The 21,354-nt window shown below is 69.3% G+C and carries 19 protein-coding genes; 14 read left to right on the top strand and 5 right to left on the bottom strand.

Going from position 1 to position 21,354, the window contains the following annotated elements:
- Positions 1-20: 20 nt before the first annotated feature.
- The 5 genes from V5F59_RS24160 to V5F59_RS24140 all read right to left on the bottom strand — a co-directional run bounded on the left by V5F59_RS24160 (position 21) and on the right by V5F59_RS24140 (position 3,794).
- Complete coding sequence (locus tag V5F59_RS24160; RefSeq protein WP_393978912.1) at positions 21-683, bottom strand: SRPBCC family protein; 663 nt, start codon at positions 681-683, stop codon at positions 21-23.
- 2 nt (positions 684-685) lie between these two features.
- Positions 686-1,435, bottom strand: a complete 750-nt coding sequence (locus tag V5F59_RS24155) for an ABC transporter permease (RefSeq protein WP_393978910.1) — start codon at positions 1,433-1,435, stop codon at positions 686-688.
- A 9-nt stretch (positions 1,436-1,444) separates the two neighbouring features.
- Positions 1,445-2,290, bottom strand: coding sequence for an ABC transporter ATP-binding protein (locus tag V5F59_RS24150; protein WP_393978908.1), 846 nt, complete (start codon positions 2,288-2,290; stop codon positions 1,445-1,447).
- Positions 2,280-3,266, bottom strand: coding sequence for an ABC transporter substrate-binding protein (locus tag V5F59_RS24145; protein WP_393978906.1), 987 nt, complete (start codon positions 3,264-3,266; stop codon positions 2,280-2,282). Before V5F59_RS24145 ends, V5F59_RS24150 begins: the two co-directional genes overlap by 11 nt.
- 144 nt (positions 3,267-3,410) lie before the next feature.
- Positions 3,411-3,794, bottom strand: coding sequence for a carboxymuconolactone decarboxylase family protein (locus V5F59_RS24140; RefSeq protein ID WP_393978905.1), 384 nt, complete (start codon positions 3,792-3,794; stop codon positions 3,411-3,413).
- A 187-nt stretch (positions 3,795-3,981) separates the two neighbouring features.
- On the opposite strand from V5F59_RS24140, the gene V5F59_RS24135 reads away from it, so the two are divergent.
- The 14 genes from V5F59_RS24135 to V5F59_RS24070 all read left to right on the top strand — a co-directional run bounded on the left by V5F59_RS24135 (position 3,982) and on the right by V5F59_RS24070 (position 21,327).
- Entirely contained in the window at positions 3,982-4,683 is a 702-nt protein-coding gene (locus tag V5F59_RS24135; protein WP_393978903.1) for a GntR family transcriptional regulator, read from the top strand.
- A 382-nt stretch (positions 4,684-5,065) separates the two neighbouring features.
- Complete coding sequence (locus tag V5F59_RS24130; protein ID WP_393978901.1) at positions 5,066-6,280, top strand: cytochrome P450; 1,215 nt, start codon at positions 5,066-5,068, stop codon at positions 6,278-6,280.
- Between the two features lie 40 nt (positions 6,281-6,320).
- Positions 6,321-6,509, top strand: coding sequence for a ferredoxin (locus tag V5F59_RS24125; protein WP_393978899.1), 189 nt, complete (start codon positions 6,321-6,323; stop codon positions 6,507-6,509).
- Positions 6,510-6,511: 2 nt separating this feature from the next.
- Complete coding sequence (locus V5F59_RS24120) at positions 6,512-7,726, top strand: NAD(P)/FAD-dependent oxidoreductase (protein WP_393978897.1); 1,215 nt, start codon at positions 6,512-6,514, stop codon at positions 7,724-7,726.
- A 61-nt stretch (positions 7,727-7,787) separates the two neighbouring features.
- A complete protein-coding gene (locus tag V5F59_RS24115) occupies positions 7,788-9,107 on the top strand; it encodes a glutamine synthetase family protein (RefSeq protein WP_393978895.1) in 1,320 nt (439 codons plus the stop codon).
- A gap of 38 nt (positions 9,108-9,145) precedes the next feature.
- Positions 9,146-10,633 carry a glutamine synthetase family protein gene (locus V5F59_RS24110; protein WP_393978893.1) on the top strand — a complete coding sequence of 496 codons (1,488 nt, stop codon included), beginning with the start codon at positions 9,146-9,148 and terminating at the stop codon, positions 10,631-10,633.
- Positions 10,634-10,711: 78 nt separating this feature from the next.
- A complete protein-coding gene (locus V5F59_RS24105) occupies positions 10,712-12,232 on the top strand; it encodes an aldehyde dehydrogenase family protein (protein ID WP_393978891.1) in 1,521 nt (506 codons plus the stop codon).
- A gap of 262 nt (positions 12,233-12,494) precedes the next feature.
- Positions 12,495-14,018: an APC family permease gene (locus V5F59_RS24100; RefSeq protein ID WP_393978889.1), complete on the top strand. Its 1,524-nt coding sequence runs from the start codon at positions 12,495-12,497 to the stop codon at positions 14,016-14,018.
- Positions 14,019-14,130: 112 nt separating this feature from the next.
- The gene (locus tag V5F59_RS24095) at positions 14,131-14,910 is read left to right on the top strand and encodes a type 1 glutamine amidotransferase (protein WP_393978887.1); all 780 of its coding nucleotides are present in this window, start codon (positions 14,131-14,133) and stop codon (positions 14,908-14,910) included.
- The gene (locus V5F59_RS24090) at positions 14,907-15,674 is read left to right on the top strand and encodes a gamma-glutamyl-gamma-aminobutyrate hydrolase family protein (protein WP_393978885.1); all 768 of its coding nucleotides are present in this window, start codon (positions 14,907-14,909) and stop codon (positions 15,672-15,674) included. The genes V5F59_RS24095 and V5F59_RS24090 overlap by 4 nt, the downstream gene beginning before the upstream one ends.
- A 42-nt stretch (positions 15,675-15,716) precedes the next feature.
- Positions 15,717-16,892, top strand: a complete 1,176-nt coding sequence (locus V5F59_RS24085) for a PAS domain-containing protein (protein ID WP_393978883.1) — start codon at positions 15,717-15,719, stop codon at positions 16,890-16,892.
- Positions 16,889-18,316 carry a sigma 54-interacting transcriptional regulator gene (locus tag V5F59_RS24080; protein WP_393978881.1) on the top strand — a complete coding sequence of 476 codons (1,428 nt, stop codon included), beginning with the start codon at positions 16,889-16,891 and terminating at the stop codon, positions 18,314-18,316. Before V5F59_RS24085 ends, V5F59_RS24080 begins: the two co-directional genes overlap by 4 nt.
- Positions 18,317-18,468: 152 nt before the next feature.
- Entirely contained in the window at positions 18,469-19,767 is a 1,299-nt protein-coding gene (gabT, locus tag V5F59_RS24075) for a 4-aminobutyrate--2-oxoglutarate transaminase (RefSeq protein WP_393978879.1), read from the top strand.
- 153 nt (positions 19,768-19,920) lie between these two features.
- Positions 19,921-21,327, top strand: coding sequence for an aminotransferase (locus V5F59_RS24070; RefSeq protein ID WP_393978877.1), 1,407 nt, complete (start codon positions 19,921-19,923; stop codon positions 21,325-21,327).
- Positions 21,328-21,354 lie beyond the last annotated feature (27 nt).

The raw sequence follows: 21,354 nt of genomic DNA, 5'->3' as shown, positions 1-21,354 counted from the left end.
AGGCGGTGGCGCGGGCCATCTCAGCGCACCAGGCCCAGGGCCACGGTCGCGGCGCCCGTGGCAGCGATGCCCACGGCGATGCCGGTGAGAAACGCCGTCACCACCCGGACGGGAACGAGCGTTTCCCCGTGATGCGCGGATGCGGCGGCGGGCGCGGCCACGGGCGACGGCGCGCGGGTCTCCGCCGGGGCGACCGGGGCGGGCCGGGGCGGCGGGGCGAGGGGATGGGCGTTGCCGCCCAGCTCCCGCGCGAAGGCGCCGAAGAAATCGTCGGCGAGCGACTTCGCCACCGACTGGATCAGCCGCCCGCCGACCATGGCGACCTTGCCGCCGATATCCGCCTCAGCCCGATAGGTGAGGACCGTGCTGTCCGGCTCCTCACCGACGGCGAGCAGGATTTCCGCGCCGCCGCGGGCAAAGCCGGCGAGGCCGCCATTGGCGCGCCCGTTGAGCACATAGCGGGAGGGCGGCTCGGCCTCGGCCCGGTGCAGGTCCCCCCTGAAGGTGGCGGAGATCACGCCGATGCGGGCGACCACCGTGGCCGCGAAGGTGTCGGGCCCCGTCGCCGTCAGGGCGGTGCAGCCCGGAATGCTGCGCGCCAGCACGTCGGGATCATTCAGGCCCTCCCAGACCCGCTCGCGCGGGGCCGGGATCAGGTAGGAGCCGGTGAAGACGAGCGCCATGGCTAGTTGCCCCCGCCGCGCCGCCAGGGCAGGAAGGTGCGCTCGCACAGCCCCACCAGGCTGGCGAAGGTGAAGCCGAGCAGGGCGATGATGACCAGCCCCACGTACATCTGCTCCACCCAGAACACGGTCCAGGACCACCAGATGCGGAAGCCGAGCCCTTCCGTCGCGCCGACGAACTCTGCGGACACGAGCAGGATCAGCGCCACGCCGGTGGCGAGCCGCAGCCCGGTGAAGATGCCCGGCAGGGCGCCGGGCAGCGCCACGGTGAGATAGACCTTCCAGCCGGGAACCTTCAGGTTCTTGGCCACCTCGAAGTAGATCTTGTTGATGTTCTGGACGCCGCCATAGGTGTTGATCGCCATGATGAAGAAGACGCCGATGGCGACGATGGCGTATTTCGAGGCCTCGCTGAGGCCGAAGATCAGCATGATCAGCGGCAGAAGCGCGATCTTTGGCAGCGGGTAGAGCATGCTGATGAGCGGCGAGATGACCCGCTCGGCCAGAGGCGACAGGCCCATGAGCAGGCCCACCGCCGCGCCCGGCACCGCGCCGATCACGAAGCCGACCATGAGGCGGACGACGGAGACGCGCAGGTCGAGCCAGAACTGCTCGGTCATCACCATCTCTGCGAACTTGGCGAAGATGGCGGACGGCGCCGGGAAGAAGCGTGTCTCCACGAGGCCGAGGCTGGCCACCGCCTGCCAGACCACGAGCACGATGACGGGAGATATCCAGGATTGATACTTCATCTGCGTGCCCTACCGGTCTTTGCGCGCGGCCATGACTTCTTCGCCCAGAAGGTCCCACAGCCGGCCGTAGAGCTGGCCGAACTCGGGGGTGCTCTTGAGGGTGAGAAGGTTGCGCGGACGCTCGAAGGGAATGTCGATCGTTTCCTTGATCCGGCCGGGGGCCGCCGACATCACCGCGACCCGGTCTCCCAGCAGGATGGCCTCGTCGAGGCTGTGGGTGATGAACAGGACGGAGATCTTGTTGTCCTCCCACAGGCGCTCGACCTCCTGCTGGAGCAGCAGCTTGTTCTGCTCGTCCAGGGCGGCGAACGGCTCGTCCATGAGCAGCAGCTCGGGGTGGGCGGAGAAGGCGCGCACGATCGAGAGCCTCTGCTTCATGCCGCCGGAAAGCTGGTGCGGGTAGAAGCCGCGGAATTTCGACAGCCCGCAGCGGTCGAGGAAATAATCCACGCGCCGCTGGCTCTCGGCGCCGTTCCACAGGCCCAGCATGCGCAGGGCATAGGTGGCGTTGCGCTCCACGGTGAGCCAGGGAAAGACCGATTCCTGCTGGAACACGATGGCGCTGGTGGGACGCTTCGGATCCTCGACCCGCACCTCCACGGTTCCGGAGGAGGGCTCGTCCAGCCCTCCCAGCATGCGCAGCAGGGTGGACTTGCCGCATCCGCTCGGACCCACGAGGCAGAGGAACTCGCCGGCGCGGATCTCCAGATTGATGTCCGCCAGCGCATGGAAGACCTGCCGGTTGACGGAGAATGTCCGGCAGACATCGCGGAGGGAGACCTTGGGGGCCGTCGCCGGCGCGGCCGTCCGCGCGGCGGCATCGATGGGGATCACCCGGGTGGCCTCAGCGGGCATAGGCGCGCTCCAGGAAGCTGGTGTCGGTCACAGCCGCAAGGTTCGGCATCTTGGGGATCAGCTTCTGCGCGGCGTAGAAATCGAGCTGTTCCTGGAGGCTTGGAACATTCACCTTCTGGCCGTCCGTGGTGAGCTGCCAGCTCATGCGCTCGTACATCTTCGGGTCCTTGATCGGCAGGCTCTTCTGCATGATCGCGGCAACCTCGACGATGCGCGCCGGATCGGTGAGGATGCCCCGCATGTACTGCATGGACTTCACCAGGCCGCGCATGAAGCGCTCGCCGAGGTCGCGGTCCCGGGTGGCCAGGCGAGGCCCGTAGATGGTCACGCCGAGCTGGAGGTTCGGGAACGCCTCCGTATGGTTGAGGAGCAGGCGGGCAACGCCCATCTCCTGGGCCTGGGTGACGAAGGGCTCGGTCATATTGGCGGCGTCGATGGCGCCGTTGGCGAGCGCCGCCACCATGTCGGGATACGGCATGTTGACCAGCCGGACGTCCTTCTCGGTGAGCCCTGCGGACTTCAGGATGCGCACGGCCGCCTGGTGCGTGTAGACACCCACCGCGGTGACGCCGATGGAGCGTCCCTTGAGGTCCGCCACGCTCTTCACCTTGCCACTGTCCATCAGCTCCTTGCGCACCAGCAGCCCGTGCGGCGCGGTGCCCGGCACCAGGGAGATGTAGTCGGCGACGATCTTCATATCGACGCCCGAGGCGATCGCGTTGAACAGGGACGCGGTGGCGGAGCTCAGGATGACGTCGACGGTGCCGGTGGAAAGGGCCGGGATCTGCTCGGCCCCCGAGCGGAAGTAGACCGGCTCCACATCCACCCCGTATTCCTTGAAGAAGCCCTTTTCGATACCCACCACCAGCGGGTTGCCGATCATCAGCAGGCCGACCTTCACCGTCTGGGCGCACGCGGGAGCGGCGAGCAGGCAAAATGCGGCGAACAGGGCAGCCAGACGGCTCCAGACTCTCATTGGCGTTCCTCCTTGGCGGGCTTTCGCCTCGTTTTGATTGGTACGGGCGCGCGCCGGGGCACGCCAGCGCCCGACCGGGCGGGCGCGGCTCATCCGTTCGCCCGAATGCCGCTCCGCCGACGGGGCGGCCGGCGCGCGGCGCGCCTATTCGGCGGCGACGGGCGCGTCGTAGATCTTGTTGATCAGTTCACCCGCGAGGTTGAAGGCGGGCAGGCCGCGGAACAGGAAGGCGAGCGCGGCCACGTCGTGGAGCTCGCGCTTGGTGGCGCCGGCCCTGATGGCGCCCCGGGCATGGTATTCGGCCGCCGGGGCGACGTGCGACAGCAGGATGCCGAACAGGATCAGCTGGGACACCTTGGTCTCCATGGACTCGGGGTACATGGCGCGCGTGCGCAGGGTCTCCACCAGATCCAGGAGCTCGGGATCGCACTCCCGCTCCACCCGCAGCCGATGCTGAATGCGGGGCGGGACGAAGCCGATCAGGTCCACATAGATGTCTTCGTAGGCGGGGGGGACGTTTCCAGACATGACAGGGCTCTTGCCTCGGGCCGGTTGTTGGGGGCGCTGGTGCGCTCCAGGCACGGCTGAAGCTAGAGCCACTCCTTGATCGATGTAAAGATGTTTTATCGATGATTTTCAGTTTTATATTAGTTATTGATTTTTATCGGCTCAGGTGCATATTCGCCCGAATTTGCGGCATTCCAGGACCCCGTTGATGGCAAGACCCGAAACCAGCAGTCCCGACACCCCCACGCTGTCGCAGCAGGCCTACAGCCTGCTTCACCACGACATTCTCGTCGGCACCCTGGCTGCGGGCAGCAAGCTGCGGATCGATGCGCTCAAGTCGCGCTACGGCATCGGCCCGACCCCCTTGCGCGAGGCCCTGTCGCGCCTTGCGGCGGACGGCTTCGTGGAGAGCGAGGAGAACAAGGGCTTCAGCATCCCCCGCCTGAGCCTGAGCGAGCTGCGGGACGTCACCGACCAGCGCAAGCTGGTGGAGTGCACGGCGCTGCGGCGCGCCATCGAGCGGATGGACGACGACTACGAGGCGCGGGTCGTGGGCGCCTATCACAAGCTGAAGCGCCTCGATGAAACCCTGGCGACCTCCGACGACGAGGCTCTCGCGCGGTGGGAGGAGCGCCATCGGGCTTTCCACCGGGCCCTCATCGAGGGCGCGGGGTCGCGCTGGCTCTCCAAGTTCCAGAGCGTCCTCTACGATCAGGCGGATCGCTATCGCCGGCTTTATTTCCGTAGCGCCCGCCTGCCGCCACAGGTGGCGACGGACCACCAGGAAATTCTCGACGCGACCCTCGATCGCGATGCCGAGCGGGCTTGCGCCTTGCTCGACCGCCATATCGAGCGGGTGTTCGAGATCGCCTCGAAGTCCCCCGTCTTCACCGAGGCGCTCTGCGACTGACCGGTCCCGGAAGGTCCTCCGTCCGCCGCGCTGCCGGGCGCAGCGCACTTGCCAGGCGCCAGGCGCATCCTTCCCCGTCCGTTCCGCCAACGTGGAGCACGGGATCAATCCTGCCTGCCGCTCCGCTTCATCTGTTCAGCGACCGGCTCGACATGCGCGCGGGCAAATAAATACGGAAGCACCTGCGCGCGAATGCTGCAATGCACGCGCATCGCCATTGCTGCGGCGACGCATCGCCTTCCGATGACATCACGCAGCAGACGGCCATCTGCGCGTCCGGGCCGGATTAAAAAATTCCAATACTTTCAAATACCTGAGTACGGACCATAGGTTTGGCACGCTTGTTGCCGTTCTGTGTTCAACAAAAAGCACGGAGCGGGACATGACTGTGACTCTGGCCATGCGGGCCGATACGCTTCCCTATCTCGATCTGAAGGACCCGGCCTTCTCCATCCGCTCCAAAAGCGTGACCGACGCGCGCGAGCAGAGCTGGTGCGCGCGCACGCCCTACGGCCTTGCCGTGCTGCGCTATGACGACGTGCAGAAGCTCATGCGCGACCCGCGCCTGCGCCAGGGCAGCTACGCGTGGCCGGCGCTGAACGATGCCACCGGCAAGTTCGCGGACTGGTGGAGCCGCATGCTGCTGAGCCAGGAAGGCGCGGACCACGCCCGCCTGCGCCGCCTCGCCAACCCGGCCTTCTCGCCCAAGCTCGTCACCAGCCTGCAGCCGGCCTTCGCGGCGCTCGCCAACGAACTCATCGACGCCTTCGCCAAGACCGGCCGCTGCGAGTTCATGGCGGATTTCGCCGAGCCCTACGCCACCCGCGTCATCTGCACGCTGCTCGGCCTGCCCCATGAGAAATGGCGCGAGCTCGCCGACATCGCCGCGGACATGGGCCTCGCCCTCGGCGTCACCTTCAAGCAGGACATTCCGAGCATCGACGCCGCCACCCAGAGACTGTTCGACTATGCCGAGCAGCTGATCGCCGAGCGCCGCGCCCGGGAGGGCGGCACCGACTTCCTGAGCCTGCTGGTGAAGACCAACCGCGAGAGCCAGGAGGCCCTCAGCGACCAGGAGCTGACCGACATGGTGGTGCTCGCCATCTTCGGCGGCATCGACACCACCCGGAACCAGCTCAGCCTCGCCATGGACATGTTCCTCCAGCACCCCGACCAATGGGCCCTGCTGGCCGAGCGCCCCGATCTCGGCCGCGCCGCCGTCGAGGAAGTCATGCGCGTGCGCCCCACCATCACCTGGGTGACGCGCGAGGCGGTGACCGACTTCACCTACCAGGGACTGGACATCGCGACGGGCACGACGCTGCATCTCTTCAGCCAGTCCGCCTGCTCCGATCCGCGCGCCTTCCCGGATGCGGGCTTCGACATCACCGCCGAGCGCAAGCCGCATTTCGGCTTCGGCGGCGGCGCGCATCACTGCCTCGGCCACTTCATCGCCCGCGGCGACATGACCGAGGCGCTGGCCATCCTCGCCCGGCGGATCCGCAATCCGCGCCTCGGGGGTGAGGCGCGGTGGCTGCCCGACAGCGGCAACACGGGCGCGATCGTCCTGCCGATCGCCTTCGACCCTGAAGCCTGAAGCAAAAACAACATTCCTTCCAGCAGACAGGGGAATAACCATGCGCGTGTGCGTGGACATGAAGAAGTGCCAGTACCACGGCCAGTGCGTGATCGCGGCCCCGGACGTCTTCTCCTTCGATGCGGACGGCACCCTCCGGTGGGTGGAGAGCATCGACGAAGGCCTGCGCCGTCAGGCCGAGGACGCCGCCGACGTCTGTCCCGAGCAAGCCATCACCCTCGAGGGATGACGATGTCTGCCCGGATCGTCATCATCGGGGCGTCGCTCGGCGGATTGCGCGCGGCCGAGGCGCTCACGGGCCTCGGCGTCGCCCCCGGGGTCATCACCATCGTCGGCGCGGAGCCGCATCCGCCCTACAACCGCCCGCCCCTCTCCAAGGAGGTGCTGGAGGAACTCGGCGGCATCCCCGACGCCCTCGCCAAGACCGCCTTCCGCCTGAAGCCGGAGGTGGCGGCGGCCGACTGGCGGCTGGGCATTCCCGCCGTCGCGGCGGACCTCGCCGCGCGCACCGTGCGGCTCGCCGACGGCAGCGACCTGGCCTACGACGCGCTGATGGTGGCGACCGGCCTGACGCCGCGCCGCCTTCCGTTCCCGGGCGGCGATGGCCAGCGCTTCGTCCTGCGCACGCTGGAGGACGCCGCCGCCCTGCGGCGGGCGCTGACGCCCGACCGCGCCGTGGTGGTGGTCGGCGGTGGCTTCATCGGCTGCGAGGCGGCCGCCACCGCCGCACGGCTCGGCTGCAAGGTCACCGTGGTTGAGCCGCTGGGCGCGCCCATGGCGCGGGCCGTGGGCGCGGCCGTGGGTGCCGCCCTGCAGCGCGTGCATACGGCCCGCGGCGTGAGCTTCCGCACCGGCGTCGGCGTGTCCGGCCTCCTGTGCGATGCCGAGGGAACGCTCACGGGCGTCGCCCTCACCGACGGCAGGGAGCTCGCCGCCGACCTGCTGGTGGAGGCCATCGGCTCCGTGGCCAATGTGGACTGGCTGGCAGGCCAGGGCCTCGACCTCTCCAATGGGCTTCTGTGCGACAACCACATGCGCGTGCAAGGCCGCGGCGATCTCTTCGGCATCGGTGACGTGGCGCGGTTTCCCAACCCGCTCTACGACGCGGAACCGCGCCGCATCGAGCACTGGTGCGTGCCGGGCCAGACCGCGCGGCGCGCGGCGGAGACGGTGGTCGCGACGCTGAACGGCGAGGCCCCGCCCGAGGCGCCGTTCCGCCCCCTGCCGTCCTTCTGGAGCGACCAGCACGCCATCCGCCTGCAGTCCTTCGGGCTGCCGGCCATCGCCGACGAGATGGAGATGCTCGAAGGCGCTCTCGACACGCCGGATGCGGTCACGCGCGGGGTCGCCGTGGGCTATCGGCGGGCCGGGCGGCCGGTGGCCGTGCTCACCATCGCCCTGCCGCCGGGCCGCGCGCTCCGGCATCGCGCCTACCTCGACGCCTGATCCGGCGGCCGGGCGCCGCCGCACCTGATCGCAACCCCTTTCAACCCAGTGGGAGCACCTCATGGGAACGGAGCATCTTGCCCGCGTGCTGGACGAGGAAGACATCGAGGTGGTCCACGTGGGCCAGTTCGATCATTCCGGCGCCTTCCGCGAACGGCGGCTGCCGCGCGATTCTTTCCTCGCCTGGGCCCGCGAGCCGCGCTTCGCCAATGTGATCGCCCTTTGGGATTCCGCCGACACCCTGTTCGGCAGCGGTCCCTATCTCACCGAGGAGGTGGCCATCGACGCCTCCTCGCTGCGTCGCTACCCGTTCGAGGCGGGGGCGGCGGCCCTGCTCATGGAGCTGAACGGCCCCTCCCGGGAGCTGATGCCCCGCGCCGTGCTGCGCGGGCAGGTGGAGCGCGCCGCCGCGCTCGGCCTCGAAGTGAAGGCCGCCTTCGAGTTCGAGGTCGTGATGCTGGAGGAGACCGCGGAGAGCCTGCGCGGCTCCGGCTTCTCCACCCTGCGTTCCTTTGCGCCGGACAACAAATGCTGGTCGGGCCAGACCGCCGCCAGCCATGCGGATTTCGTGGACGGGCTGGAGGCGATCCTGCGCGCCAGCGACATCGCCGTGTTCGCGGTGGCAGGCGAGCTGGGCCCCGGCTGCTTCGAGGCGACGCTCGGCGCCGTTCCCCCGATGCGGGCGGCGGACGACGCCGCCTTCTTCCGCCTCGCCACCCGCGCCTATGCGCGGCAGAACGGCAAGACCGCGAGCTTCATGCCGTTCCTCGGCGCCGGCTTCCCCGGCATCGGCGGGCACATCCATCTGTCGCTGTGGGACAAGGCGAGCGGGCGCAACCTGTTCTGCGACCCCTCCGGCATCACCAGCCCCGCGGCGCGCGCCTTCATCGCCGGCATGACGCGCACCGTGCCGGAGGCCTTCGCCCTGTGCGCCCACACGGTGAACGCCTATCGCCGCTTTGCCCCCGGCTCGTGGGCGCCGAAATCGGTGAGCTGGGCGGAATTCACCTTCACCACCGCCGTGCGCTCCGTGCCCTCGGCATCCGACGCGGCGCGCCTCGAATTCCGCCTGCCGGGCACCGACTGCAACCCCTATCTCGCCCTCGCGCTCATGCTGGGCGCGGGTCTGGACGGCATCGAGGAGAGGCTCGAGGCGCCGGAGCCCACCCCCGACAACGGCCCCGACGACATTCCCGAAGGCGCGATCCGCCTGCCGCGCACCCTCGCCGAGGCCGCCGCCCGCCTCACGGGCAGCGCCCATGCCCGGCGCCTGTTCGGCGACCGCTTCGTCAGCCACTTCGCCAGGATCTGCGAGGTGGAGGACCAGAGCCTCGCGCGGGCCGTCAGCGCCCAGGAGGTGGCGCGCTATCTCGAAGGCTGAATTCACCTCCAACAACAGCACAATCAGAGGGGAAAGACGTGAAGCATTTCCAGGACTCCGACCTCGGCCGGGAGCTGGCCGATCCCTTTCGACAGGAACGCGTCGCCCGCGTTCGCCAGAAGATCGACAGCCTCGGCGTCGAATACATCTACTACCAGTACGTGACCATCACCGGCCGCGTCCTGGGCAAGGCCGTGCCGGCGCGCCACTGGGAGCAGAATGCCAGGAAGGGCATCCAGACCTGGATCGGCGGCGTCGCCAACCTCACGGTGGACATCACCGGCTCCCTCATCGGCTTCTCCGCCAATGACGGCGAGTGCGTCGCCCTCCCCGATCCGGAGACCTTCTGCCAGCTGCCCTGGGACAAGAAGGTGGCGCGGGTGTTCTGCACCCTCTTCTACGGGATCGAGGACCCCAGGTCCCCCGGCGCCTATTACGAATGCGATACCCGCGGCAACCTCAAGCGCTTCGACCGCGAATTCCGCCTGAAGCATGACGGCCTGCACCTGCGGGTGGGCATGGAGCCGGAGATGCTCTGGCTGCGCCCCACCGGCGACGCCAAGCGCCCCTACGAGGGCGTCACCAAGGCCAGCGCCTATCACATCGACCAGTTCGAGTCCGTCCGCCACATCTGGCAGAAGGTCTACGAATACGGCCAGGCCATGGGCCTCGACATGATCCAGGGCGACGTGGAGGACGCCCCCGGCCTGCTCGAGCTCAACTTCGCCTTCGACGACGCCCTCGCCACCTGCGACCGGCTCACCACCTACCGCCAGATCTGCGCCGAGGTGGCGCGCCAGAACGGCCTCGTCGCCTGCTTCATGGCGAAGCCCATGATGGGCGTGCCCGCCAACGGCTGCCACCACAATTGCTCGGTCTGGACCGGCGGCGAGAAGCAGGTGCTGCACCTGGTCAAGGGCGAGCTGCCCGGCATGGACGAGGTGTTCACCTACACCAGGGGCGGCGTGAACGCCTTCGAGAACACCGGGGGCGGCTGGCTGCCCACCGAGCTCGGCCACCATGTCCTCGGCGGCGCGCTGAAGCACATCGGCGCCCTCACCGCGCTCGGCGCCACCACCGTCAACTCCTACCGGCGGTTCGCCGACATCGGCCTGTGGGCCCCCGTCGGCGCCAATTGGGGCCTGCAGAACCGCTCCTGCGCCATCCGCATCTCGGCGCCGGACCGGTTCGAGTTCCGCGCGGTGGACGCCATGGTCAACCAGCACCTGTTCTGCGGGGCGCTGCTGAAGGCCATGGACGACGGCATCGAGAACAGGATCGACCCCGGCGCGCCCGAGGGCCGGAACGTGGTGGAGGTCATGAAGGCCGGAACGGAGAAGATCCCCTCCATCCCCCTGAACCTGTTCGACGCGCTGGAGGCCCTGAAGGCCGACGACCTCATCCTCGCGGCCATGCCCGGGCGCCTGCACGAGCTTTACGACAAGCTGAAGCGGGACGACTGGCAGCGCTTCCTCAAGGAAGTCACCGACTGGGATCTGAACCGCTACATGGACCACTTTCCGTAGGCCGCGACGGGGCGTCCCCGCCGGGGACGCCCCTCCCGTTCCGTCTCCCGCCCGCCCCCGCCGACAGGACGCCACGCCGTGAGCCAACCGCAACCCGAACCCGTCGAGGCCTGGTCCGCCGCGGACTGGCGCGCCCGCGCCGCGCGCCTCTCCCCCGAGACCCGCATGTTCATCGACGGCGCCTATCGCGCCGCCGCCGACGGCGCCGTCTTCCCCACCATCAATCCCGCCACCGGCACCCCCCTGGCCGAGGTGGCGCGCGGCTCCCGGGCCGATGTGGACCAGGCCGTGGCGGCCGCCCGGCGCGCGTTCCGCTCCGGCGCCTGGTCGCGCATGGCGCCGCGCAAGCGGATGGAGGTGATGCAGCGCTTCGCCGGCCTCGTCGAGGCCCATGCCGGCGAACTCGCGCTGCTCGATTGCCTGGAGATGGGCAAGCCGGTGGGCGGCCTCATCGGCTTCGACATTCCCTGCGCCGTCGCCAACCTGCGCTTTTCCGCCGAGGCCATCGACAAGATCGAGGGCGCGGTGACCAGCACGGCGCAGGACGCCTTCCATTTCGTGGTGCACGAGCCCCTCGGGGTGGTCGGCCTCATCGTGCCGTGGAACTACCCGCTGATGATGGCCTGCTGGAAGCTGGGGCCCGCCCTCGCCTCCGGCAACAGCGTGGTCCTGAAGCCCGCCGAGCAGAGCTCCCTCTCGGCCCTGCGGCTCGCGCGCCTGTTCTGCGATGCCGGCGGACCGGACGGCGTGCTCAACGTGGTCACCGGCTTCGGCGAGGAGGTCGGCAAGGCCCTCGCCCTGCACGCGGACGTGGACAAGATCGGCTTCACCGGCTCGGGCGCGGTGGGCGGGCTCATCATGGAATATGCGGGCCGCTCCAACCTGAAGCATGTGACCCTCGAGTGCGGCGGCAAGTCCCCGCAGGTGATCCTCGCCGACTGCGACCTCGACGCCGCGGTCCGCAACGCCGTGATCGGCAGCTATGCCAACCAGGGCGAGGTGTGCGCCGCCGGCTCGCGCCTGCTGGTGGAAGAGGCCATCCACGACGCGTTCGTGGAGAAATTCACCGCGCAGACGCAGGCCATGTACGCCCCCGGAGACCCGCTCGACCCGGCGACCAGCATGGGGCCGCTGGTGGATGGCGGCCACCAGCGCCGGGTGCTCGACTTCATCGAGACGGGACGCCGTGAGGGCGCGGCGCTGGCCTTCGGCGGCGAGGTGCCCGGCCATCTCGGAGCGGGCTGCTATGTGGAGCCCACCCTGTTCACCCAGGTGGACAACGCCATGACCATCGCCCGGGAGGAGATCTTCGGACCCGTGACCACGGTGATCGCGGTCAGGAACGTGGAACATGCCATCGCCGTGGCCAACGACACGGACTACGGGCTGGCCGCCTCCATCTGGACGCGGGACGTCAGGACGGCCCATCGCTTCGCCCGCGCGGTCGCCGCCGGCATGGTCTGGATCAACACCTATTTCGACTACGACGCCGCCACGCCCTGGGGCGGGTTCAAGCGCTCCGGGAACGGCCGCGACAAGTGCCTCGAGGCTTTCAGCCAATATACCCAGACCAAATCGGTCTGGATGAACCTTTCCTGAGGTAATTCACATAAACGCGATGCGCAGATGCAGTATCCGCGCTGCATCTGCGCATCACGCAAACCCAAAATCCAAGTCAAAATACTGAAACAAAGGAGATGTCCAGCATGGCATAGGCCTTGCGCTTCCAAGCATCCGGTGGACCGAGGCTGAGAAGTTCCGCATCGGCCCGCCGGGAAGAGCCTGCACCTTCGCGCCCGCAAGCCCGCCGAGGTCCGGGCATCATCCGACGATACGGTCAAAAGCAAAGAGGGGAAAAACCGTGAGTCACGACAGCACCGCCACCAAATCCAGCTTGTCCGAGGACGAGCGACAGCTTCGCGCCCTGGGCTACACCTCCAACTTCGACCGGACCATGTCGTTGTGGGAGAATTTCGCGCTCGGCTTCACCTATCTCTCGCCCGTCGTGGGCGTGTATTCCGTGTTCGCGTTCGGCCTTGCCGCCGGCGGCCCGCCGATGCTGTGGGCCTATTTCATTGCCGGCTTCGGCCAGTTCCTGGTCGCCCTCATCTTCGGCGAGGTGGTGTCCGAATTTCCCATTTCCGGCGGCCTCTATCCGTGGGCGCGCCGGCTCGTCGGCCGGCGCTGGGCATGGATGGCCGGCTGGATCTACGCCTGGGCCCTGTTCGCCACCATCGCCGGCGTCGCCGTGGGCGCGGGTCCCTTCCTGGCGCTCCTGCTGGGCTTCGAGGTCACGCCGGCGGTCAGCACCGCCATCGCCCTGGTGCTCGTCGCGGTATCCACGGCGCTGAACCTCATGGGCACCAAGCTGCTCGCCAAGGTCGCCATGTTCGGCTTCGTCTGCGAGCTCCTGGGGGCGCTCGTGGTGGGCATCTATCTGCTGCTGTTCCACCGCGAGCAGCCCTGGGGCGTGGTGTTCGACACCTTCGGCGTGGAAGGGGCCGGCTCCTATCTCCCGGCGTTCCTCACGGCGGCGCTGGTGGGCCTGTTCTCCTGCTACGGCTTCGAGGCCTGCGGCGACGTCGCGGAAGAAACGCCCGATCCCGGCCGGCGCATCCCCATGGCCATGCGCATGACCATCTACATCGGCGTCGGCGCCTCCGCCTTCGTATGCTACGCGCTGATCCTGGCGGTCCCCGATATCGGCGCCGTCATCTCCGGCAAGGTCACCGATCCGCTCGGCGAGGTCCTCCTGACCTCGTTCGGCCCCATCGGCTCGAAGGCGGTCATCGTGGTGGTGATGGTGTCCTTCGTGTCCTGCGTGCTGTCGCTGCAGGCGGCGGTCAGCCGTTTGATCTTCGCTTATGCCCGCGACAGGATGATCTTCGGATCGAGCGTGCTCGGGCGCCTCTCGAAGGGCCACCACGTGCCTTCGGCCGCCCTGGTGATGGCGGGCATCGTTCCCGCCCTCGTCGTCTGCCTCGGCTTCTTCGTGCAGGATGCGCTGACCACCATCATCAGCTTCGCCGTCATCGGCATCTACGTGTCGTTCCAGATGGTGGTGCTGGGCGCGCTTCACGCCCGCATGCGCGGCTGGGTGCCGGGCGGAAAGTTCACGCTGGGCCAGGCCGGGCTTCTGGTGAACGTGGCCGCCCTCGCCTACGGGGTGGGCGCCATCGCCAATCTCCTGTGGCCGCGCCTCTCGCCGGACGCGGCCTGGTACACCAACTACGCGACGCCGCTCACGGTCTCCATCGTCCTCGGCGTCGGGCTGCTCTACATGCTGCTGTTCCGCTCCCACCAGCGCGGCGACGCGCCTTATGCGGATGCCTGGCAGATGCAGGCGAGGCCGCAGGTTTCGGTCCGCGCCTCGCAGGCCTCCTGATACGGCCGGCCGTTCCGCCCCGGCGGAACGGCGCCCTGCGCGGCGGAGGCGCTCATCGCGTCTCCGCCGCGCCCCTCCGAAGACCGCGCCGGCCCCGAGCGAAGAGACCCCGATGACACGCCCCACCCTCCTCTTCATTTCCCAGTTCGCGCAACCCGGCACCTACAACAAGGCCCTCTGGCGCCGGGTGCAGGGAGAGGACGACGAAACCGTCCCGATCCTGGCGCTGATGGACGCGCTCGCGGTCACCCCGGCGGTGAACGTCCGAACCATCCGCGCCCATGAGGGCGAGCGGCTGCCCGACGATCTCGGCGGCATCGACGCCGTCATCCTCGGCGGCAGCTTCGCCTCGGTCGCCGATGACTATCCCTGGCAGCGGGCCATCGCCCGCTTCCTCGCCGCCTGGCGGGCCACGGGCAAGCCGCTGCTCGGCATCTGCGGCGGTCACCAGATCATGACCACCGTCCTCGGCGGCCGCGTGGAGCGCTCGCCCCACGGGCCGGAATTCGGCTCCCTGCCGGTGACGCCCACGACGGCGGGGGCCGCGCATCCGCTGTTCGAGGGATTTGAGGACGGCGCCTTGTTCCACTTCGGCAATTTCGACCGCGTGGTGGAGCCGTCGGCAGGCAGCGTGGTGCTCGCCACGCGGCCCAACCTGCCCGCGGCGGCGCTGGACCACGGCGGCGCCTGGGTGTCGGTGCAGTTCCATCCCGAGATCACCTGCGACCGCATGGCCACCTGCTGGGCGGAACTGGACCCGTCAAAGGCGGCGGCCTATCGTTTCATCCCCGGCTGCGAGCGGATGATCCTGAACTTCATCCGCTCCGCCGGACTGCTCGACGACGCGGTCCGGCCACGCCTCACGGACGAACGTCTGGATCAGGTCCCATGAATGCGCGCGAAGCCAATGGCCGCCCCCTCATCGCCCTCGTGGGAGACCTCACCGAGGTCTCCGGGCTGCCGTACCACATGGTCGGCGACAAGTACGCGCGCTGCATCTACGACTTCGCCAACGGCCTGCCGACCCTGCTCCTGCCGGTGATGCGCAAGGACGACATCGGCGCGCTCACCGCCTATTTCGACGGTTTCCTGTTCACCGGCAGCCCGTCCAACATCCATCCGCGCCGCTGGGGCGGGCCGGAGCACACGCCCGGCCCGTTCGACGAGGCCCGCGACGACCTCGCGCTGGACCTGGTGGCGGCGGTGGTGGACCGGAAGGTGCCGGCGCTGTTCATCTGCCGGGGCTTCCAGGAGCTGAACGTGGGCCTCGGCGGCACCCTCGAGCCGGAGCTGCGGCAGGTGCCCGGGCGCATGGAGCATCACGCGCCGGAGGACGCCCCGGCGGAGGCGCGATACGCCCCGTTCCACGACGTGGAGCTGGTGGAGGGCTCGAGCCTCGAAGGCGTGTTCGGCGCCCGGCGGTTCGCGGTGAACTCCCTCCACTACCAGGGGCTTGCGCGCCTCGGCCGACGCCTCGGCGTGGAGGCCCTGGCGCCCGACGGCACGCCTGAGGCGGTGCGCGTCGCCGACCACCCCTTTGCCGTGGGGGTGCAATGGCACGCCGAATATCGCCCGGACCTGTCGCCGCCCAATGCCCGCCTGCTCGCCGCCTTCGGGGCGGCGACGGCGGCCCGGCGCCAGTCCCGGCGCGCATGATGTGACATCGCCGCCCGCCCCTGAACGAAAGGACCCGAACGCATGCCCGACCCGGCCGACGCAGAGCTTCTGGACGACCCGTCACAGGCCCGGACCGGCGCAGGCGAGGCGCTGGACGACCTTCTTGTGGATGTGGTGGGAAGCGACGGCCGCATGCTCTGGGCCAGCGAAGCGCAGCTGCGCACCCTCGGCCTGCCGGCGGACGTGTTCTGCGGCCTGCCGCTGGAGGCCGTCTATGCCCCGGACTCCTGCGAGACCATCAGCGAGCTGCTGCGGCGCGCCGAGGACGGCGGGCATGCGTCCTCCTGCGAGCTCACGCTCATCGGCCGCGGCGGCCGCAGCATCCGCACCCTGGCGCGCCCGCGGTTCCAGGACTGGCGCGGCCGCACCGCGCTGCGGCTGACCAAGATGGATTACGGCCCGATCGCCCTGCAGCACGCCGCCGTCGCGGACAACGCCCGCCTGCTGGGCAAGATCGTCGAGCATTCCAAGGAGGCCCATTGGGCCATCGTCTTCCTCGAGCCGGTGGACATCACCCAGCACAAGGCGGAGGTGGTCCGCCAGGTGTTCGAGAACCAGTCGATCTGGCGCATGTGCAACAAGCCCATGGCGCGGCTCTACGATCTGCCCGACGACCTGGACCTCAACGCCCAGCAGGTCCGCCTCTATTGGCCGCGCAGCCCGGCCAACGAGCGCTTCGTGGAGCAGATCATCGACGCCGACTACGAGATCGACAACGCGCTGAGCGTGGATTCGCGGCATGACGGAACGCCGATCTACATCCGCAACGACGTGCGGGCCGAGATCGTCGACGGCTTCCTGCGGCGGCTGTGGGGCAACTGCCGCGACACCACGGACCAGCAGGCCGAGCAGGCCGAGCGCGAGAACGCCATGTGCCGCGTGTTCGACGCCGTGCCGCAGGCGGTCGTCGTGTTCGACGGGCGCGGCGGGCTCATCACCCGCAACCGGGCCTTCCGGCACGCCCACGGCGAGGCCGGGCCGCTGGAAGACCGCCTGGCGCGCCAGCTGCGGCGCGGCCGGCCTCGGCCGGGGTGGCATGCGCTGACGCTCACCCTCGACGGCGCGCGGACCGCGCTCCGGGTGCACTGGGACCAGGCGCCGGGCGTGGACGGCGAGACGTGGAACGTCGCGACCCTGGTGCCCGGGGCCCAGGCGGTCCGCGTCCCCCGCGGCGCAACCGGGGGGCCGCGCGCGTGACCGTCCCCACCGAGCTCCAGTCGTTTCACGTGGTCCTGCGGGACACCGCCTCCCTCGGCCGGGAGGCGTTCGAGGCATTCATCGGCTCACGGCCGTTCCGGGCCTTCGCGGACCTCCTGCCGAGCCCGCTGCTGATCGTCGATCCGGACGAGCTCGTGGTGTTCACGAACCGGTCGGCGGAACGGCTCGCAGGCAGCGCCGGGCTTCCTGCCCGGCTGCCGCTCACGAGCTTCCTTCAGCAATCCAGCCTCGACATGGACGACTTCCTCGCCGCCACCGAGCGCGGGCAGTCGCAGGGAAGCGTCAGGGCCCGCGGCTCGGGGCGCATGTACCAGGCCCTGCGGCGCGTGCTCAGCGTGGACGCGGACACGCGCGGCTTCCTGCTCTACTGGCTCAACGATCCGGAATCCTGGGATCGCACGAAGCGCGGCGCCCAGAGCCGCACCGTCGGGCGCGCGGAGATGGAGGGCACGTCCGAGCTGTCCTTCCCCCCCGACCTGAAGAACCAGATCACCCGCGCCCAACGCGCCTATGCGCGGCAGTTCCGCATCCTGCTCCTGGGCGAGTCGGGGGTGGGAAAGACCGCCGTCGCCAAGCACATCCACACCACCGGCGGGGCGGCGGGACGGCCGTTCATCCACGTCAACTGCGGCAGCATCCCCGAGACCCTGTTCGAATCCGAGATGTTCGGCTACGAGCGGGGCGCCTTCACCGGCGCGCTCCAGGCCGGCAAGCGCGGCTATATCGAGAGCGCGGGCGGCGGCACCCTGTTTCTCGACGAGGTGGGCGAGATTCCCCTCGCGAGCCAGGCCAAGCTGCTGAAGTTCCTGGAGGACGGCACCATCCAGTCGGTGGGCTCGGCGGTCAGCAAGCGGGTGGACACCCACGTGGTCGCGGCCACCAACCGCGACCTCCACACCATGATGCAGGAGGGCGGCTTTCGCCGGGACCTCTATTTCCGCCTTGCCACCTTTCCCGTCCACATCCCGCCGCTGCGCGCGCGGGAGGACAAGGAAGCCATCCTCGACGCCCTCGTGGTGCGCGCCAATCGCATGCGCGGGCGCCCCCTTGCCTTGTCGCCGGCATGCCGGGCGCGGATCCTCGCCCACGACTTTCCGGGCAACCTGCGGGAATTGCGCAGCATCGTCGAATATCTCGACATCGTCGCCGAGGAGCTGGCCGAGCCCTGCCATCTGCCGGAAAGCCTCGCGGCGCCGGCCGCGCTGGCCTCGGACGTGGCGGCCGGAGTGGACGAGCTTTTCGAGGCCAGCGAGGCGGGCACGCTGCGCGACCTCACCCGCGCCTTCGAGGACCAGGTGATCCAGCGCGCGCTCGAGCGCTACGGCTCCAAGCGCGAGGCGGCACGACGCCTCGGGGTGGATATCGCCACCCTCGTGCGCAAGACGACGCGGCCGAAAGCCTGAGGAATGATGCGTATTCACCACGCGCGCCGATGCGCATCCGCAGCAAAGACCGACGCGCTCCGCTCCCGGTCATTGCGGGGGAACAACTTTCCAGGTGGCACGTTGCTTGCGTTTAGGGCGAAATCCAGAACAAATTCCGGAAAGGATAGACGATGAGCCGGACCAGCGACCTTTTTCAGCGGCGCAATACAGCCGTTCCGAGCGGTGTGGGCCACGCCTGTCCCATCTTCGCCGAGCGCGCCGCGAACGCCACCCTGTGGGATGTGGAAGGGCGGGAGTTCATCGATTTCGCCGGCGGCATCGCCGTGCTCAACGTGGGCCATTGCCATCCGCGCGTCATCGCCGCGGCCAGGGCCCAGCTCGACCTTTTCACCCACACCTCCTTCCAGGTGGCGCCTTACGAGCTTTACGTGAGGCTGTGCGAGCGGCTGAATGCCCTTGCCCCCATCGCGGGCCCGGCCAAGACCCTTCTCGTGAACTCCGGCGCGGAGGCGGTGGAGAACACGGTGAAGATCGCCCGCGCCGCCACCGGCCGCCAGGCGGTGATCGCCTTCCATGGCGCCTTCCACGGCCGCACCCTCGCCACCACCGCCCTCACCGGCAAGGTGGCGCCCTACAAGAAGAAGTTCGGGCCGCTGCTGCCGGATGTCTTCCACGCGCCCTTCCCGGCGGAGCTGGCGGGCGTGAGCGTGGATGACGCCCGCGCCGGGGTGGAGGCCATCCTGAAATATGAGGTGGATCCCGAGCGCGTCGCCGCGATCATCATCGAGCCGGTGCAGGGCGAGGGGGGCTTCTATCCGGCCCCGGCCGAATTCCTGCGCTGGCTGCGGGCCCTGTGCGACCAGCACGGCATCCTCCTGATCGCGGACGAGGTCCAGTCCGGCTTCGCCCGCACCGGCCGCCTGTTCGCCATGGAGCATTCCGGGGTCAAGCCGGACCTCATGTCCATCGCCAAGTCCCTGGCCGGCGGCTTCCCGCTGGCCGGCGTGGTGGGCCGGGCGGAGATCATGGACCGGCTCCCGCCCGGCGGCCTCGGCAGCACCTATGGCGGGCACCCGGTGTCCTGCGCCGCGGCCCTCGCCACCCTCGACGTGATCGAGGAGGAGGGCCTCGTCGCCCGCGCGGAGGCCCTCGGCACAACCATCCGCCGCTTCGTCTCCACGGAGCTGATGGTGGGCAACGCCTCGCCGGTCGCGGCGCTGCGGGGCCTCGGGGCCATGATCGCCTTCGACATGGTTGATCCCGCCACCGGCGCGCCGTCGGCCGACCTGGCCAAGGGCCTGGTGGCCGCGGCGGCGGAGCGGGGCCTCATTCTCCTGACCTGCGGCGTTAACGGCAACGGCATCCGGCTGCTGATGCCCCTCACCATCCCCGACGACCAGCTCGGCAAGGGCCTGCTCATCCTGAAGCAGTGCGTGTCGCAGCTCATGGCGCCCCCGGCCGCCGCCTGAGGCGGCCCGGAAGGCAGATCGCGGGCCCGGCGCCGAGGCGCCCGGGCGCCGCATTCAGCCGGACGCGACCAGATTCCCCATCCCGGCACTGCGGACGGGCGCGGCTCCGCCGCCCCGGACGGCGGCCGTCCTTTTCCCGCGAGAGAACCTGCCATGCCCGCAACGCCGCCGCTTTCGCTCGACGACATGGATCGGCAGAGCCTGTTCCATCCGGTCACGTCGATCTCGGACCACATCACCTCCGGGCCGGTGGTCTACACCCGCGGCGACGGCGTGCGCCTGACCGACCAGCATGGCCGCGAGGTCATCGACATGGGCGCCGGATTGTGGTGCGTCAACGTCGGCTATGGCCGCGCCGGGCTCGCCGACGTTGCCGCGTCCGCCATGCGTGAGCTGAGCTTCCAGCATCTGTTCGGCTCCGCCGCGTCCGAGCCCGCGATCCGGCTCGCCGACCGCCTGCTGAACCTGTTCCGCCGCGAGGCCTGCGCGCCGCAGATGGCGCGGGTCTTCTTCGGGACCTCGGGCTCCGACGCGAACGACACCGCCTTCAAGCTGGTCCGGTACTACAACAATCTCCTCGGCCGCCCCCGGAAGAAGAAGATCATCTCGAGGCTTGGCGCCTATCACGGGGTGTCCTGCGCCAGCGGCAGCCTCACCGGGATCTCCGCCTACCACAAGGGATTCGACCTGCCGCTGCCGGATGTCGTTCACGTGTCCTGCCCGCATTACTACCGCCACGGGCTGCCCGGCGAGAGCGAAGCTGCATTCGCCGCGCGCATGGTCGCGGAGCTGCGCGCCACGATCGAGCGGGAAGGCCCGGACACCATCGCCGCCTTCATTGCCGAGCCGGTGATGGGCACGGGCGGCGTGGTCCCGCCGCCCGCGGGCTATTTCCAGGGCGTCCAGAAGCTCCTGGCGGAGCATGACATCCTGTTCATCGTGGACGAGGTCATCACCGGCTTCGGCCGCACCGGTTCCTGGTTCGGATCCGGCAAATACGCCCTTGAGCCCGATATCGTCTCCCTGGCCAAGGGCTTGACCAGCGCCTACTTCCCCCTGTCCGCCTCGATCGTGTCGGAGCGCGTCTGGCGGGTGCTGGAGGCGACCTCCCGGACCACGGGCGCCTTCATGCACGGCTTCACCTATTCGGGCCATCCGGTGGGCTGCGCGGTCGCCCTCGCCAACCTGGACATCATCGCCGGCGAAGACCTCGTCTCCCGTTCGGAGAAGATGGGCCGCTACCTGCTGGCACGCCTGCGGGAGAGCATCGGCGACAACCCGTTTGTCGGCGACATCCGCGGAACTGGGCTGATGGTGGGCATCGAGTTCGTCGCCGATCGGGCACGGCGGCAGGACTTCCCCGCCGAAGGCGCCGCCCATCGCCTGGTGGCGAAGCGGGCGCAGGAGCGGGGGGTGCTCACGCGGGCCCTTCCCTTCCTGCCCGTGACCTCCTTCTCTCCGCCCCTGACCGTCACCGAGGCGGAGATCGACGAAGCGGTCGAGCGCTATGCCGGCGCGCTGGGCGATGTCCTGCCGCAGCTGCGCGCCCTCGCCGCCTGAGGGCGGGACCGTCACCGGCCGCGCCGC

Source organism: Xanthobacter nonsaccharivorans (genome assembly GCF_043194755.2).
Lineage (GTDB): Bacteria > Pseudomonadota > Alphaproteobacteria > Rhizobiales > Xanthobacteraceae > Xanthobacter > Xanthobacter autotrophicus_G.
The sequence above is the reverse complement of the archived record's forward strand: the minus strand, read 5'-3'. Positions and strand labels throughout refer to the sequence as shown.

Excerpts from the sequence above, each read along its gene's own strand:
- V5F59_RS24160 (WP_393978912.1), bottom strand. The coding sequence starts at position 683 with ATGGCGCTCGTCTTCACCGGCTCCTACCTGATCCCGGCCCCGCGCGAG.
- V5F59_RS24155 (WP_393978910.1), bottom strand. The coding sequence starts at position 1,435 with ATGAAGTATCAATCCTGGATATCTCCCGTCATCGTGCTCGTGGTCTGG.
- V5F59_RS24150 (WP_393978908.1), bottom strand. The coding sequence starts at position 2,290 with ATGCCCGCTGAGGCCACCCGGGTGATCCCCATCGATGCCGCCGCGCGG.
- V5F59_RS24145 (WP_393978906.1), bottom strand. The coding sequence starts at position 3,266 with ATGAGAGTCTGGAGCCGTCTGGCTGCCCTGTTCGCCGCATTTTGCCTG.
- V5F59_RS24140 (WP_393978905.1), bottom strand. The coding sequence starts at position 3,794 with ATGTCTGGAAACGTCCCCCCCGCCTACGAAGACATCTATGTGGACCTG.
- V5F59_RS24135 (WP_393978903.1), top strand. The coding sequence starts at position 3,982 with ATGGCAAGACCCGAAACCAGCAGTCCCGACACCCCCACGCTGTCGCAG.
- V5F59_RS24130 (WP_393978901.1), top strand. The coding sequence starts at position 5,066 with ATGACTGTGACTCTGGCCATGCGGGCCGATACGCTTCCCTATCTCGAT.
- V5F59_RS24125 (WP_393978899.1), top strand. The coding sequence starts at position 6,321 with ATGCGCGTGTGCGTGGACATGAAGAAGTGCCAGTACCACGGCCAGTGC.
- V5F59_RS24120 (WP_393978897.1), top strand. The coding sequence starts at position 6,512 with ATGTCTGCCCGGATCGTCATCATCGGGGCGTCGCTCGGCGGATTGCGC.
- V5F59_RS24115 (WP_393978895.1), top strand. The coding sequence starts at position 7,788 with ATGGGAACGGAGCATCTTGCCCGCGTGCTGGACGAGGAAGACATCGAG.
- V5F59_RS24095 (WP_393978887.1), top strand. The coding sequence starts at position 14,131 with ATGACACGCCCCACCCTCCTCTTCATTTCCCAGTTCGCGCAACCCGGC.
- V5F59_RS24090 (WP_393978885.1), top strand. The coding sequence starts at position 14,907 with ATGAATGCGCGCGAAGCCAATGGCCGCCCCCTCATCGCCCTCGTGGGA.
- V5F59_RS24085 (WP_393978883.1), top strand. The coding sequence starts at position 15,717 with ATGCCCGACCCGGCCGACGCAGAGCTTCTGGACGACCCGTCACAGGCC.
- gabT (WP_393978879.1), top strand. The coding sequence starts at position 18,469 with ATGAGCCGGACCAGCGACCTTTTTCAGCGGCGCAATACAGCCGTTCCG.
- V5F59_RS24070 (WP_393978877.1), top strand. The coding sequence starts at position 19,921 with ATGCCCGCAACGCCGCCGCTTTCGCTCGACGACATGGATCGGCAGAGC.